This is a genomic window from uncultured Algibacter sp., from assembly GCF_963976535.1.
GTDB lineage: Bacteria > Bacteroidota > Bacteroidia > Flavobacteriales > Flavobacteriaceae > Algibacter_B.
In genome coordinates, this window is sequence record NZ_CAXBLF010000032.1 from 1 (window position 1) to 17,148 (window position 17,148).

Sequence of the window (17,148 nt, forward strand, 5' to 3'; positions counted from 1 at the left end):
TCAACTTATTTTACTGATCCTCAATGGGTTAAATTAGTTTTTAACGAAGCATTGTTTTAATAAGACTATAAAAATCACCTCTAAGAAAAAGTTAAATATTAAGGTAACTTATAACGATGCTTTAAAGCATATTGAAACCTCAGGAGATGCAGAACTATCGTCGCTTGCAACTATGAATTTAGAAAATGGTTCATTAAAAACTAGAGGTGCTTCAAAAGCGGGGTTAACTGTGAAATCAAATAATTTTGATATAAATACTGATGATAAATCAAAAGTAAAATTAAACTTAACAAGTGAAAATTGCATCCTAAATTTAAGTGGAAATAGTAAAATTGATGCACTCATTAATACCACTCAACTATCGGCTACGCTTTATCAGCGTGCTCATGCAAATATTGAAGGTTCTTGTGATATTAGCAAATTAAATTTAGATAACAATAGCGTGTTTAACGGAAAAAACTTTACAACAGATACTAGCGATGTGGTTTGTGCCATTAGTAGCGATGCTTATCTTGAAGTAAAAGAAAATATTACTATTGAAGCTTCTGGTACGAGTTCTATTTATTTATATGAAAATCCTAAAATTATAATAAATAAGCTGACAGATACAGCTAAGCTTCAAAAGAAGGTTAAATAGAATATTTGTTAATTTACTTTTAGTTAATTCCTAATTAACAATTCTTCCACTTCTTCTAAACTCTTTCCTTTTGTTTCAATTACGAATTTCATTACAAACAGCAAGGACAAAACTGCCATTCCTGCATAAATTGCAAATGTTAGTGTTGGACCTAAATTTGTGAGTTCCCAAGGAAAGAACTGAGTTACGGTATAACTTACCAATGAATTAAAAAAGCCAACTACTGATATGGCAATACCTTTTATATTACCTGGAAAAATTTCTGAAAGTAAAGTCCACATTACTGGACCTAATGAGATTGCAAATGCAGCAACATATAGCAGAATAGCTATGAGTACCAATGTAGCATTAATGGATATGAAATTCTTAACTTCATTACGCTTAAAGTCATGTAATAGATCCTCGCTTAACAAGGGTTCAAGGTTGCTAAATAATTCTTTTTGAGAATTAAACGACATACCATTGAGGCTTTCTATAGCTGTCCTAATTTCCACATTATCTATCTTCTCAATGGTTTCATTATTAATATCGTAGGTAGCGTTGTTAAAAGCTAAGGTCGCCATCGACAATGCAATAGCCATGGTTGCAGTACCAATTATTAAAAGGGGTTTTCTTCCTAATCGGTCTATAAGCCTAATGGCCACAAGCGTAAATACTAAATTCGTAAGACCAACAACAATAGCTTGTAAAAATGAAGAGTCTGTGCTTACACCAGCTTGTTCAAAAATGGTTGGTGCGTAGTAAAAAATAGCGTTAATACCAGTTATTTGCTGAAAAAATGCAATCCCAAATGCAATAATTATTATGGTTCGCATCCTATTACTGAATAAATCAGAAAACGTCCCTTTGACCTCTTTCTTTGCAATGCCTCGTTGAATTTCATTTATGGTGGACAATGCATAATCTTTACCCCCTATTTTAATTAAAGTCTTTTCTGCTACTTTAACTAAATTCAATCTTTGTATCAACCATCTTGGGCTTCTTGGAACGGTGAACAATGCTAAAAAATAAACAAATGCAGGAATTGCTTCAACCCCTAGCATCCATCTCCAGCTTTCGCCTTCTAAATCCTTTAAAAAATAGTTGGAAAAATAAGCTACCGATATCCCAATAACGATATTAAGTTGATTAAGAGACACCAAGCTTCCTCTTAATTTTGGCGGTGCAACTTCGGCAATGTAAATAGGCGCTATTAAAATGGCGCCTCCAATACCGATGCCTCCAATAATTCTGGCAATAACGAACTCGATATATCCTGTGGCTAAAGCTGACCATGTTGCCGAAACCGTAAATAATATGGCTGTTATGATAAGCACTTTCTTTCTCCCAAATTTGTCGCTTAAAGGGCCTGCCGTAATATTACCAGCCATAGCACCAAAAATGACACAACCCACAGAAAACCCCAATTCCCAATCGGACATATTGAAATACACTGTAATTCCACCTACAGCTCCAGAAATTACGGCACTATCAAAGCCTAAAAGAAAACCTCCTAAGGCTACTATAAAACTTATAAAAATGGTGTATGATTTATTCATAACATGTGGGTTTTATAAACTTAAATACTAATATATTATGGATTGTATGGCACGTGGTTCTAATTCTAGTAGAACCTCACTGTCACTTACAATAAGTTTATAAGCTATTGGTTTATCTGTTTTATTCATAACCACAGTAACAATTTTACCATCTTTATTTCTAAATGATGTGCTTTCAAGAGTGCTTCTACTTGTGGTTGTACTTATTCGTTTAGCTCCAGGTCTTATAAATTTAGAAAAATGGCCAATGTAATAATAAGCAGGTGTATAAATTAATTCTCCTGTTTGCGTGTCTGCATGTACTGGAGCAAAACAGAAGTTGCCAACGTGGTTTGGCCCTCCTTTTTCATTCAATAAGATATTCCAATCGGTCCAACCTACAGTTCCACTGTTAAAATCATTAATCATAGAATTCCCATAACGCTCTGCATTTGGCCAGAAATGGTATTTTTTAGGATCAAAGTTTTCGTTAGTTCCTTCGGTAAACAATAAGTTTTTGGTGGGAAAAGATTCTTGAATATTTTTAAGATTATCGAACTTAGGCTCACCACCTGTCCAAGTTTCATACCAATGAAAACCGATGCCCCAAGCGTATTTTGCTGCTTCGGGGTCTTCAAAAATAGTGTTTGCGCGATGCGAGATTAAATCTCTATTATGGTCCCAAACAACAATGTTTTTATCTTTTAATCCTTCTTTTTCAAATGTTGGCCCTAAATGGTTTTTTAAAAAATCGCGTTCTTCTTCAGCAGTGTAAATACAGGATTCCCAAATTTGAACTGCCATGGGCTCATTTTGTATGGTTACTCCCCAAATAGGAAGGCCTTCTGCTTCATAAGCTTTAATAAATTTTACATAGTAATTCGCCCAAGATTGATAATACTTTGGAAGTAGTTTTCCACCATACAACATATTATTGTTTGTTTTCATAAAGGCAGGTGGGCTCCATGGACTCGCATAAAAAACCAAATTATCTTTTATTAAAGCAGCTGCTCTTTTAATCATAGGTATTCTATATTGTCTATCTATTTCTATAGAAAATGTTTTTAATTGGGCATCACCTTCTTCAATGTAGGTATAGCTTGCTGAACTAAAATCGCAACTGTGTATATTGGTTCTAATCACATTATAGCCTATACCATCTTTCCCAAAGTATGCTTGTAAAAATTGATCTTGTTTTTCTTCACTTAATGTTGCAAATACTTCTGCGGAAGCATCAGTTATAGCTCCTCCAATGCCTAGAAATTTTTGAAATGTCTTTTTTGGATTTACAAATACAGCAACGTCTGTTTCTAAGGGTTGTATTTGTTTTTGAAAAGTGTACTCTCCTGTTTTTGTTAATCTGAGCTCTGTATCTTTTGCTGTTGTATAAACTTGAAGTTTTTTGTTCTTATATGTTTTTACAGGTGCAATGGTATTAACTTCTGTATTGTCTTTTTCTGTTTTCGATTTAGTTTCTGTGCATGATAAAGTTAAGGCCAGAATAAAAATTGCTGAAAAAAAAATATATTTCATGGTTATGGGTCTTTTATGTTTTCTTTTTTTATTTTCGGTATTCGTGTTTTACCCAATCTACTTCCATGACCCATTCGCCGGTCATTGGTGAATCTGTTATTTTAGCATAGTTTAAAATCGCAAACATGGGTTCAGGGTATTTGTCCCCTTCTCCAACATTACGGTATATTTCTTTACCGTCAAGTCTATAAACAAGGTCGCTACCTTCCCACTCAACAGAGTATTCATGATACTCGTTCAACGTAGCATCAAAGCCTTTGCGTAAACTCCACCAGTCTCCTTGACCACATTCACCTAAACTTTTAATAGCACCCGTGGTAAAATTATTTTTTTGATGGTCGCCATGGTGTTCAAATATATCAATTTCTCCAGACCCAGTTAAGGGCCAACAAATATTTTCATCAGCTTCTTGTACGGGTGGTTCGTTGTTTTGTGCGCCTAACAACCACCATGCTGGAAACATACTGGCTTCTCCATTGCTTGATAATTTCAATCTTGCAGTCCATTTGCCTTTTATGAATTCCTTTTTGTTTTTTGAAGCTATTCTGCCAGCCACATACTCGGTATCTGGATGTTGTTTACCTTGTTTATCAAAATTATCACAAGGACGTTTCTCCCCAATATTAACAACTTTTAGCTTTAACTTACCATTACTTACTTCTCGTGTGCCAAATTCGCCATCAGGCACATAACAATGTGTTTCATCATTTACCCAAATGCGTTGGTCTTGCCAATTATCTGGATTAAAAGTATTAAAATCATCTAGAAAATCTACGTTCCAACCAGTAGATGTTTCTATTTTATTTGAATATTCTTTTTTCCCATTTTTACAGGCTATTGTAAGAATTCCGATTAATAAGCAGCATAGTAAATGGTTATAATGTGTTTTTATCATGATTAAGGGTTTTATCTAGTTTAGTTTACTCTAAATTGAAAAGTTTGAGAGTGAGACTCATTTCCGCTTTCATCGGTAGTAATAACTTTCCAGTAATATATTTGCCCAGGGCTAACGGTTACATTTAAGCTATTTACGGTTGGTTTTCCAACTTCTGTAGTTGGTGCACTGATGGTGTCCAATAAAATAGTATAAGATGCAATATCATTATCAATATCTGTCGCTTCCCATTGTAACAAAACAGTTCCTTCGTCCACACTTGCTCCCATTTGTGGGCTTATTACTTCGGCTGGAAATGGTGGATAACTTTCTTCTGGCAAACCGGCATTATAAAACTTCCAGGTTTCGCTATCAGCGGTGGCAGTACCGCTAATAGCTTTAGATTTTACAACCCAAGAATAGGGTGTTCCCCTTAAAATCCGAATTAAAAACTCATTGGCAACGGTTTTAATCTCTCTTGAAGTGCCATCATTCAAATTGGTAAGTGTTAATATGTAAGAACTCGTATTTTCTGCTGCTTCCCATTCAAACAGCACATCTGTTTCAGTATCTGAAACTATTATACCTTCGTTGCATTCTTTATTGTTTTCTGGAAATATAAGGGTTGCTGCACTAGGCAAACCTTCAACAATACCATCGGCTTGTTTATCGTCACTACTGCATGAAGTAGCACTAGTTATTGCTAGTAAACATAGCGGAATTATTTTTTTGAATGGATTCATTATTTTATAATTTTATAGTTAAATGTATTCTCTTTTGATGCTATTTTTAATAAGTAAATGCCTTTTGGGATACTCGATACATCAATTTTTAACTGATTAGTTGTTGCGTGAAATGTTTTAGAAAACAGTAATTTTCCTGTTAAATCATAAATTTCAACGGGTACTTGGGTTTCGTAAAAATCAACAGAACTAACCTGTATTGTGTTGTTTTTTAACGGATTAGGAAAGACAACAGGTTGACTATTAAACATAATAGTTTCGTTATAAACCCCTTGACAATCTTTATTGGTTTTAACACTTAAATTATTTACACCTTGAGCTAATTCTAACTCAATTTCACTTTCACTTGTAATTGTGACTTCATTATTTAGGCTTACATAATATAATTCTCCACCATCTAATGAGACTGTTATGTTTTTACTGTTGGCACTCTTGCCTGTTTTAGTGTTACTGCTTTTCCCCGTTGAAACTGATAATTCATCAGGTTCTGTAATAACTATTGTATAGCATTGTTCATAATTTGATACCCCAATAATAGTTATACATAAATTATAAGTTCCTGCCGATAAATCATCAAATCCAACTTCTGAAGTAAATGTTTTTGTTTCTGAAAAGCCATCGCCTGAAAGTGTTACCGAATAATTATAATTTTCTATGGCCAGTATGCTTATACTTCCATTGTTTTGAGATCTACAGGTTTCACTAGAAATGGTCAACACATAATTATCTGCGGGTAAAGAAAATATTTCGCATCCTGATACATCAACAGTAGTGTTTTCTGGTGTATTGGGACACAAATCATCTGCATCTAAAACACCATCTTTATCGCTATCGGGATTATCAAAGGCCATCCAGTTAAAGTTAAAGCCTCCAGCTAAAATCCGCATTCTTAATTTATGGATACCTGCTTCGATAAATAAATTATCACCAACGGTTTCCCAAGTTTGCCAGCCGCCTGTAATAACAGTATTTACAACCACTAACTCTGTTTCAACGTCATTTTCATCAACTGAATACAAACCTATTTGTCCTTCGCTAAATCCAGCTACTCTAAATTTAATACCGTAATTACCGGATTGAGGAACGAAAATGGAATAGTCCGCATAGTCTCCAGAATCGGTAAATCCTAAGTTTTTACCTGCACCTTCATCAGTCGTATCTTCCAGTGCCATACCAATCATATAATCATAGTCTTCCACCTCAATTAACCCAGGTATTATTACACGGTCTGGCGACTCGTTATTAATGGGTAAATCTGTAAATGTATTCAGTGTTTTAGCTGACTGCGATTGAATTGACGTGCCCGAGTAACTTACTGTAATGTCATCGCTTTTAATCAAATATTTATCTAAAGTGAGTATAAAGGTTCTATCCTTTAAAGGGTTTTCATCAACCGATGTTATGACCCTTTCTTCACCATTAACAAGTACTGTAAACTGACCTAAAGTTCCATCAAGTGATGTTGCCAATAAAGTTTCACTAATAGCTATCTCAATAGATTTTTCATTTTCACCCGTTTTACCATTTAAGGCAGTTAATTCGAGTGCATCAACGGTGCCTGTTTTTTCAAATTCAATACTGCTTATATTAAAAGGAACATTATTACTGAAGTGCAATTTTAAAGCGTGTTCACCTTCTTCAAGTATAATATCTAAAACCTCGATGGTACTAAATGTAGACCAACCTCCTGTTGAACTTACTGTTTGAATCGTGGAAACTTCCTGATCATCGATGGAAAGGAAGAATTCTCCTCCAGTTTCTTGGGTCGCCAATCTCACGTTTGCTTTATATGCAGCAGTTTCATCTACCTCAACGGTATATTTGATCCATTCCCCTTGCTCAACAAAACCTACATGAAAGCCATTACTATTAACATTGTCTGTATTTTTTTCAATATCGACACCATCATTACGGTATGACCATCCACTGTTCCATGCTTGAAACTCACCGGTCGATACATGATAGTTAGCAACAACAGTATCGTAATATGCGAAATTATTTTTTCCTAAATCAAAGTCTGCCATGTAAACCACTCCTGGAATTGCCGTTGGTGTTCCGTTATAAGGAATAGTTTCATCAGTTTGCACTTGTCTTATTAATGCATCAGGCACGTCTTTTCTATACCTGCTGTTATCTACCAACAGATTATCTGCGAGTTCCATCATGCTATTAAAAGCCTCTGTTGCACTTGGTTGGGGACCGTTGCCTTGCCAGTAATCTAAAATATCCTGATAACCTGGATTAATATCAATAGCGTAAGGGCTATTTACATTACCAATTTTACGCATGGCCCACCAAGCCCAACCAATGTTATTGTTTTCAAATAAGGACACTGCATCTGTGTACCAAGTGTTGGAGTTTTCTCCTGATTCGCCCATCCAAAGCGGCACATTGTATTCTTCGCTTAATGGTAATATCCAATCAAGGTCTCCGGGATTGTTCGTATTCCAATATTTATGAAAACTATAGACCAAATTATCATCCCAAGGCGGTGTTAAGCCTGTATGGTCATTGGCATAGGAATTCCCCTCTATATACAAAATATGTTCATCGCCTACACCTCTTATACCTTCTGTGATATCTTCGTATATTTCTCTTAATAGCGCATTTTGAGGTCCTAGGTCCCAATGGGTTTCATTGATGAGATCATAGCCTCCTATCCATTCATTCTCTTTATATCTATCAGCAATTCTGGTCCATAATGCCACAAGCTTATCCCTGTTTTCCTGACTTTCCCATAATGATGGATATGCAGGGTTATAGTCGTTAATTTCTGGTGAAGCGGCACCTTGGCCACCGGGTGTAGCGTGCATATCCAAAATCACATAAATGTTATGAGGCGCAGCCCAAGCCAGTACGTTATCAATTAGTTCAAAACCTGTTTCAATCCATGTGTTTTCGCCTGCAATTGGTTCTTCTTCAATGGGAAGTGTAAACAAATTGTAATGCATTGGGATACGAATACTATTGAATCCCCAAGCTGCCAAAGAATCTACATCGCGCTGCGTAAAATGATTTTCCCGCCATTTTTCAAAAAAGGTTTCGGTATTGGTATCTCCCATTAAATCAACCAGCCTCGCTTTTATCTCATGTTGTGCACCTGCAAAACCAGAAGTCTGCATCATGTAACCTTCCATGATTTGCCAGCCACCAAGACCATAGCCTCTTAAAAGAACTTCTTCACCATTTGAATTGACTATTTTTTCACCTTCGGCTTTTAGCCCTTGACCCCAACTTAATGTTGTTGTTAATAGCAAGCCCGTTAAAAGCAAGTATTTTTTCATAATATCTTTATTGTATTTTTTAATTTTTTGGCCCTAAGCTGTTTATACTGGATAAAATATATATGTTCATTTTTTCCTTGATGAAAAAACGAACCAAAAAAATCAAGATTTAAGAAGCTTTTACTAAAAATTTCTTTTGCTACGGCACAAAAATAAAGTGCCCTGATTTTTTTGAACCATTTGATAAACATCATGTTCTTGGTTATTTATGGACTATTTTATTCCGACGATTTTTGTTTGGCCCTTCGCTTCTCCCGTATAGCTATCGGGACATTTTTTACGTAAAATCTTCTTAGGTCATCTAAATATTAATCCTATCGTAAAGCCATACACTTTTAAAAAATAACCCACTCCTTTCAACTTAGAGCCCATTTTTTAATCTGAAAGAATAACGGTTACTTTTAATGTGCTCTACTGATTGTTTAATCCAACCAGTAGAATACACATTAACAAACTAAACTAAAACTAACTAATAGTTACCATAAACCTCTTATAAGCTTTATGCCTAACTATATTTTCACTAATGTCATGTTATCGATAACTACACCGCTGGTGCCATAAGTTTGTCCTCCTGTTCTAAAGAGTAAATAGTAAATTCCAGAACTTGTAATTTCGAACTGACCAGGATTATCATTCTCATCACAACCTGATGATGCCGCTTTTCCTGAATATGTTTTTATACTGCCACAATCCCAGGCGTTGTAAGCCTTAAGCACTTGTTGATCTCCAGAATACTCTACATTTTGAACAGGTTCGGTTGCTCCAATGTAAACTTCCCCCCAAAGGTCATTTATTCCAGAATACGTCATATCCATATCAAATTGATAGGTTCCAGGTTCTAACGTTACAGCCGTATAAATTCCCATATGTTTCCAATCGGAATTAGTGGTTTCATCAAACTTCGCTACACCATCGGCAATAGTTACTACACCATTGGTATTCGCTGCTTCATATTGGTTTACAATAGTCCAACCGCTGTCGTCACTAAAAGTTCCATTTGTGATAAGGTTATTTGAGTCTCCAAATATTACGTCTCTTAAAACCTCATCAGAACCATCGATATTTGTAACCGTTAGTTTAACTGTATAAGTACCTTCCTCGGCATAGGTATAAGTTGGATTTTCTTCAGTAGAAGTACCGCCTCCGTCTCCAAAATCCCATAAATAAGATTCCCCGAAATAAGATGTATTTGTAAAGGTTGCTTCAAGACCTGATTTTGCTACTGTAAAGCTTGCAATAGGTGGGAATTTTGGAGGTGTGATAACAACTCCAGGCTCTATAGGATTTATTGAAACATTATCTAAGGAAAGACCTGTACCATAATCAGCTCCACCACCTCTAATAACAAAATAAACCGTACCTGTAGTATCAAACTCAACCAATCCTCCACCTTCGCCAACACAACTAATTTCAGTAAGCGGGCTATCGAAAGGTTCATTACCACATCCGGACCAAGTATTCAGTCCCAAACGAGCTCCCCCATCCGTATAATCTTGACCTGGCACTGGAATTGCCGCTCCAATATATACTTCATACCAAGAATCTGTCAATCCACTTCCTGATACTTCCATACCAATTTGATAAGGCACATTTGCCTCCACATGCACTGGCTGATAGATTCCTACTTGCCCAAAGCTTCCGCCAGTCCAAACGGCTTTATCACCGGTAAAGTTTACATCAACACCATCAGAAATCGGCAAAATAGTCCAATTATCACTACCATTAAATTCTCCATTTAACAAAATATTAGGCCCTTGAAAATCGTCGTTAATCACTATGGTTTGAATGGATTCAGCAACGCCTCCATCGGTAAAAATTTTGAATCTTACATCATAATCGCCCTTTCTTAAAAATATTTTACTCGCTTCATAGCCTTCTGAAGAAGAATTATCACCAAAATCCCAATGTGTGTACCAAGTTTCTACCTCTGTATTCGCAGTAAATATGACTTTATTTGGATTTTCTTCACTAAATGTAAACGAAAATGCTGCGTCTTCGCTTGTAGGCACATAAGCCGTAAATTTATCATCATCAGCACAGGCTGTGGAAATTATAATAATTCCCAGCATTAAAAACCTGCTTAAAAATTGTATTGTTTGCATATCTTTTTCTTTTAATTATTTTTTAATCGTAACCTGGATTCTCTATAAGTTTGTCATTGTTGTTTCTTCTATCTTGACCAATTGGCAAGTAATAATGACGTTCAAAAAAGTTCATTTTTTCTGCTTCGGCATCAAAGGTTTCATAACTAAATGTTGCATTTCCAAAACCGTCAACACGCCTCAGTATTCTTAGGCCTTCCACTTGTATGCTCAAAGCTTCGGTAGCTATACGCCATCTTCTTACATCCCAATAGCGGTGGTCTTCAAAAGCCATTTCAAGCTTTCTTTCATTACGTATTCTGTCCCTTAAATCTGTTCCAGAATACGACTCTAGTCGCAGATTTTGTTGTAAACCAGCTCTGGTTCTAATAGGTTCTATAAAATCCCTGGCTGCACCTTCCATATTTAATTCTATGGCTGCTTCTGCCGCATTTATATACATTTCTCCAAGCCTGAATATGATACCATCCGTACCTGAATAGAACTCCTTTATAAAAAGCGGAGACCCACCGTCTTCTAAGTGTTTTCTAACATAGAATCCTGTTTTTGTTGCATCTGGGTGTATTCCTAGACCATCTTTACCAACACCTGTACCTCTATCTGTATCTATCTCTCCGCCTGTTTCTGTTCCATACCATAACTCAACTGGCAAGCCCTGGAAAATATCGTTGTTGGTCAATAATGTGCCCTTCATTCTTGGGTCACGATTCTCAAAAGGATTGTTTTCGTCATAACCTGAACCGGGTTCGCTTGGTAAAAGCCCGGTGTCCAACATTTCATAACTATCCAAAAGCTGTTTTGTAGGCGACATGCTTGCACCCCAATCTACTCTATAGCTATAGGGCACATTGTGCAAATCGTAAGAATGCCCTTTTTCAAAAGGAATCCATATTTTCTTAAAAATGGTTTCATCATAAGTCTCATCAAGAAAAAGATTTGCATAATTATCACTTGGGTCTGGATAGTTATTAAATAATTCATAACCACCCTCATTGATTATCTTTTGTGACGCTGCCAATGACATTTGGTAATACCCATCTGCATCCGTAGCTGGAATTCCAACCAATCCGTTTAACTGTACAGTGCCATATTTTGCAATACTGGCCGCATATAAAGCTGCTCTAGATTCCAGTGCTTTTGCTGCCCATTTTGGGGCTCTTCCTCTTTGGTCGGACCATCTGTTTGGTAATAAATCAAATGCTGCCTGCGTATCCGTAAGAACCTGCTCATAAACTTCTTTTTCAGTATTCCTTGGCGGGAATAATTCCTCCTGTGGTGTAACGTCTGGGTTTTGCGCCTCAAGTATAATCGGTACGCCTCCGTAACGCTTTGCCAATTCAAAATAGCTGTATGCTCTTAAAAAATATAATTCCCCCAAGCGCTGATTGCGTTCCTCTATTGTTAAAACACTTGCAGGTGCTTGGTCTATATTTTCAATGGAATAATTTATTTTCCATAACACATCATAGCCCCACCAGTCCAGTGGCCACGTATTATTTGCCGTTCCCCAAATTCCTGGTCTATAGTTATTGTTCAAAACCGTCCAAGAATAAGTGCCTCTGGCTAAATCTGACAGTGCATCACGTTGAGAGCCACCAACATCCCAAAAACTTTCTAAATAATCCCATGGCATTCTATCATAAATTTTAAACAGATAGGCATCCATTAAGTTTTTATCGCTCCACACATCGTTTTCAGTAATTCTGTCCAATGGCGGTTCATTTAAGAAGTTATCACTACACGATACTGTAAAAGTAATCGCCAATATTGCTACTATTAATTTTATATTTTTCATGATATTTTTTTTAGAGTGATACATTAACACCAAAGGTTAGAGATTTAGTTTGCGGATAGTACCATCCAAGACCAGATCCCATTTGCGGATCAAAATCTTCATCGAAATCTTTGATTACAAATAAGTTATACCCTGTACAGAATATTCTTATTTCATTAAACGTTGCGTTTTCCTTGCGTTTAGGGAATGTATAGCTTAGGTTAATATTTTTAAAACGAATATGCTTACCGTTTCTTAACCAAAAATCAGAATATTTGTAGTTATTATCATTAAAACCACCATCAGTAATTCTAGGAAATGCAGCAGTTGTATTAGTTGGTGTCCAATAATCTATTTGATAATCATACCCATTAAACCCATTACGCAGAGGCGCTTGGGCTTCTCCATCTAAATAGATATCGTATCCTGCTGCACCTGTTAATAAAACCGATAAGGCAAAATTCTTATACTCTGCGCCTAAATTTAGAGAGTAGTTCATTGCAGGCTTACTGCCATCACCAAATACTTTTTGGTCTCTTACATCAATAACGCCATCATCATTTAAATCTACATACCTTACATCCCCTGGTTGGATACTTGCATTACCATTATCATCTTGTATCGCCCATTGGTCTATCTCTTCCTGACTTTGGAAAAGACCATTAGAAATGTAACCTCTTCTTAGACCAGTAAAGCCTCCTGTTTCGGTTAAATTTGCTCTCATAAAAAGATCCTCTTGAAGGGTTTCATCAATAAAGACCGCTTTTTCCCTAGATTTTGAAAAGTTCAGTAAAGCACTGAGTTTTAAATTATCATTTAATTGTGTCTTATAATCAATAGAAAACTCAAAACCTTCATTTGAAAACTCATATAAATTTTGAGCAGCCAATGCAACCCCTAAAGTACTAGATACACTCGCATTTGCTCCCGCAATAACATCCTCTCGTTTTCTGAAAAAATAGTCGAAAGAAAATCTAAGATCATTATCAAATAAATCAACATCCAAACCTACATCATACGTGGTATTGGTTTCCCAAGTAATATCCCTATTTGGCAAAGCGGTATTGTCAATTGTTGGGATAGCTGTATCGTTTATGACGTAGAACAGATTGTAATTAAAACCACTTAACCACTGGTATGCCGAAGTACCATCATTACCTGCCGTACCAATGGATGCTCTAAGTTTCAAATTAGAAATCGTGCTTTTTAAAGGTTCAAAAAATGATTCTTCAGATATTCTCCAACCTAATGACATGGATGGGAATAAACCATACTCGTTTCCAGGAGCGAATCTTGAAGATCCGTCATACCTATAGGTAGATTCTAAAAAATATTTAGACTTATAATCATAACTGAACCTCCCTACATAGCCTAAACGGTTTTCACGAAACTCACCGCCATTAGCTACTTGGTTTTGTAATGAACCAGCAAAAAGTTGATCTATAAATGTTGATTGAAAATCTTGACGGCTGGCATTAAAATCCTGCCCTTGTATTTTTTGAATTTCCACCAATAATAATGCGGACACATTATGGTCTCCAAAAGTACGCTCATAGTTGATAGATTCTTGTAATACATAATGATTACTGTAATTCGTGCTTTGAGATAGCCTGGTTTCACTTGGCGAACCAGGTGGTGTGGACCGAAATACATCGTAGTTTCCTGTTTGCCTATTTAATGTAAAAAGGTCGAAACTTTTATCCCAATCTTTAGTAAAGTTAGTATTATATACCAATGAAGCATACGATTTTAATTTAAGCCCTTTTACCTGTTTAACATCCCATTCTAAAGCTATTTTAGCATCAAAATTATTGTTTCTTGCTCTAAAATAACCCGCATTAAAATCTCTTATGCCTTCAACGGCGTGATTAGGGGTAGTACTGGGTCTTGCAGGTGTACCATCTGGATAGTACGCCAAATCTGAAGGTAATGATCTACTTAACTCTCTAAATATATCATAGGCTGAATACCCTGGAGCTTCATTTATTTGTCTTCGGGCTCCCATATTTAAGGATAGATTTAAGTTATCCGTAATATCTGCATTTACATTGGCCCGTAAATTATAACGTTGAAAAGAAAGCACATCGGCATTATAATTAGACCCTTGATCAACATAACCTGCAGAAACAAAATATTTGGTATTTTCAGTACCTCCTGAAAGGTTTAAATTATGCTGTTGCTGAAACCCCCAATCTTTTAACACCAAACCTCTCCAATCTGTATTCGGGTAGTTTATAGGGTCTGTCCCAGAACGGAATAAATTAACTTCCTCATCGGTATAAAATTGATTTTGACCTGCATTTCTTAAACCTTCATTTAATATTTCAGCGCGATCTCCAGAACTTAAGTATTCTGGGTATGATGTGAATGCTGTATAGGTAAACTGGTTGCTATAAGTGAGTTTGGGCTTACCAATTTTTCCTTTTCTGGTAGTAATCAACACAACACCATTACCACCTTGAACGCCATAAACGGCTGCAGCTGCGGCATCTTTAAGCACCGAAATATTTTCAATTTCGTTAGGATCTAATTGGTTTAAATCGCCAGGGGCGCCATCAATAATAACTAGGGCAGTACCAAAATTTCTAACTTCAAAACTAGAATTACTAAATCCTGGTTCGCCAGAGCCTTGGCTTACAAATAGTCCCGAAGCTAAGCCCTCAAGTGCGTTACTTACATTTGGTACGGGTTGCTTTTTCAACGTTTCTTCGTCTATAGTTGAAACTGCTGAGATAAGCTTTCTTTTTGATTTGGTACCATAACCAACAACCACAACTTCATCCAATTGACTCGTATCTTCAACAAGTGTAATTGTTAAATTGGTTTTATCGGTTATCGCTATTTCTTGGGCAACATAGCCAAGATATGAGATTACTAAAACATCTCCAGAGGCAGCTTCAATAGAAAAATTTCCGTCAAAGTCTGTTTGTGTACCAGTAGTTGTTCCCTTGATAATAATATTGGCTCCCGGCAATGGCAAATTGGCCTTATCGGTTACTGTTCCTGTAACAACACTTTGTGCCATCCCAATCATACTAAAGCATAGAAATAATGCTAAAGTTAGAATAAGGGTTTTTCCCTGTTCTTTCAAACAATTAAAAAATAGTGTCTTTTTCATATAATTTAGTTTAGTTTATAATCTTGAACTGGTAGCTAAATAGATTAACAAGACGAGAATACCATCCCTCTTTGGCCTTGTTAAATTTGCTATTAGCGCTTAATCAGTTTTTTTATTTGTGTTCCTAATTCTGTACTGATTTTAGTAAAGTAAATACCAGAATTTAAGCTTGTAGCATCAACTATAGCCTTTACACTATTTGGACGTAAAGCAAGTACTCTTTTACCTAGTATACTAAAGACTTCTACGGATTTAATAACTTGGTTTTTAGTGGAAATATTCCAAGTATCTGTTGTTGGGTTGGGGTACACAGACAAACCTTCTATTTGGAAATCTTTAGCGCTTAGTGTAGCAAATGCTCCAAATACGTAATCGTCAATTTGAAATATATTATCATTAGCATCTGGAAAAGCAGTATCATCTTCTTCATAACCAAAAAATAGTGCTATTTTCTTGTTGTTATTTGAATTAAAGGCAGAAAAATCAAATATCAATTGTTGCCAAACATTTGGAGTTGTATAATTAACTGTTGCTTCTGCAGCATCTCCACCATCCTCAACTTTTATTTTAACTGGTATAGTTCTAGGCCCTTTTACCTTTATGGAAAAGCCTCTATCTCCCGAAGTTAAATCTATTCCATCATTATATTGATAGGTTAATTGAGAATACCAAGTACCGTTAACAGCGGACAATTCGCCAACATTTGCAGTTGGATTAATACCATCCGTTACGGTATTTATAGCATCGTCATTATAAGTTGCTCCTTCAGCTGCCGCAAGAGGTGTTGCTGTATCAAAGTCAAAACTAAAATCTGTAAGAGGCGTTGGAACAGGCGGTGCTGTAGTAGTTACTAATGACCAATTATCTAGAGTTACACCAGAAGCACCATACGTAGCACCACCAGACCTAAATAATAGGTAATAGGTTCCACCAGAAGTAATTTCAAATTTACCAGGATTGGTATCATCACAGCCAAAAGCTACCGCGGTACCTGTATAGGTTTGAGCACAATCCCATGCATTGTAAGCTTTAATCACCTGTTGATCTCCAGAATATTCAACATTTTGAACTGGTTCAACAGCACCAATGTACACTTCTCCCCATATTGAATTAATTCCATCAAAGGCCATATCCATGTCGAATTGGTACCACCCAGCTGTTAAGGTTATACTTGTGTAAATTCCCATGTGTATCCATCCCCCATCAGAAGGATCTGATTTTGTAAAATTTACGGTACCGCTAGAGAATGTTACCAAACCGTTTGTGCTATCCGTTCCGTATTGATTGACAACCGTCCAGCCAGTAGCATCATCAAAAGTTCCATTTGTAATTAGGTTTTGAGCATACCCTAAAGTAGTCGCCAAAACCACAATAAATAATAAAGTAATTTTTTTCATAATAGTTTAGTTTAAATTAATTAAGCATATAAATACATCAAAATCCTTGTTGTTTAAAATATGCATTACGTGTACTTTTGTAGGAAGTAAAAATTTTGGGATTGTTTTTTTGATATCACAAAGGTTTGTTAAAATAGATCGAATTCCTAAAAAATCACATCTACAAAAA

The 17,148-nt window shown here is 36.0% G+C and carries 10 protein-coding genes and 1 pseudogene; 2 read left to right on the forward strand and 9 right to left on the reverse strand.

Annotation, left to right across the window (positions count from 1 at the left end):
• Positions 1-73 precede the first annotated feature (73 nt).
• Positions 74-160 (forward strand): annotated as a pseudogene (locus AAC024_RS09875) (DUF2807 domain-containing protein); the annotation flags it as partial.
• Positions 161-172: 12 nt separating this feature from the next.
• A complete protein-coding gene (locus AAC024_RS09880) occupies positions 173-637 on the forward strand; it encodes a DUF2807 domain-containing protein (protein WP_339895221.1) in 465 nt (154 codons plus the stop codon).
• A 23-nt stretch (positions 638-660) separates the two neighbouring features.
• On the opposite strand, the gene AAC024_RS09885 is transcribed toward AAC024_RS09880, so the two are convergent.
• From AAC024_RS09885 to AAC024_RS09925, 9 genes are all read right to left on the reverse strand, one after another.
• On the reverse strand, positions 661-2,175 hold the full coding sequence (locus AAC024_RS09885) for a sugar porter family MFS transporter (RefSeq protein WP_339895222.1): 1,515 nt from the start codon (positions 2,173-2,175) through the stop codon (positions 661-663).
• 27 nt (positions 2,176-2,202) lie between these two features.
• A complete protein-coding gene (locus tag AAC024_RS09890) occupies positions 2,203-3,687 on the reverse strand; it encodes a glycoside hydrolase family 30 protein (protein WP_339895223.1) in 1,485 nt (494 codons plus the stop codon).
• A 28-nt stretch (positions 3,688-3,715) separates the two neighbouring features.
• Complete coding sequence (locus AAC024_RS09895) at positions 3,716-4,582, reverse strand: glycoside hydrolase family 16 protein (protein ID WP_339895224.1); 867 nt, start codon at positions 4,580-4,582, stop codon at positions 3,716-3,718.
• Between the two features lie 20 nt (positions 4,583-4,602).
• Positions 4,603-5,304 (reverse strand): hypothetical protein, encoded by a 702-nt coding sequence (locus tag AAC024_RS09900; protein ID WP_339895225.1) that lies wholly within the window; start codon positions 5,302-5,304, stop codon positions 4,603-4,605.
• On the reverse strand, positions 5,304-8,588 hold the full coding sequence (locus AAC024_RS09905; protein WP_339895226.1) for a carbohydrate-binding protein: 3,285 nt from the start codon (positions 8,586-8,588) through the stop codon (positions 5,304-5,306). The genes AAC024_RS09900 and AAC024_RS09905 overlap by 1 nt, the downstream gene beginning before the upstream one ends.
• Positions 8,589-9,097: 509 nt before the next feature.
• Positions 9,098-10,690: a PKD domain-containing protein gene (locus tag AAC024_RS09910; protein ID WP_339895227.1), complete on the reverse strand. Its 1,593-nt coding sequence runs from the start codon at positions 10,688-10,690 to the stop codon at positions 9,098-9,100.
• A gap of 22 nt (positions 10,691-10,712) precedes the next feature.
• Complete coding sequence (locus tag AAC024_RS09915; protein WP_339895228.1) at positions 10,713-12,485, reverse strand: RagB/SusD family nutrient uptake outer membrane protein; 1,773 nt, start codon at positions 12,483-12,485, stop codon at positions 10,713-10,715.
• Between the two features lie 10 nt (positions 12,486-12,495).
• The gene (locus AAC024_RS09920; protein WP_339895229.1) at positions 12,496-15,582 is read right to left on the reverse strand and encodes a TonB-dependent receptor; all 3,087 of its coding nucleotides are present in this window, start codon (positions 15,580-15,582) and stop codon (positions 12,496-12,498) included.
• A gap of 92 nt (positions 15,583-15,674) precedes the next feature.
• A complete protein-coding gene (locus tag AAC024_RS09925; protein ID WP_339895230.1) occupies positions 15,675-16,979 on the reverse strand; it encodes a T9SS type A sorting domain-containing protein in 1,305 nt (434 codons plus the stop codon).
• Positions 16,980-17,148 lie beyond the last annotated feature (169 nt).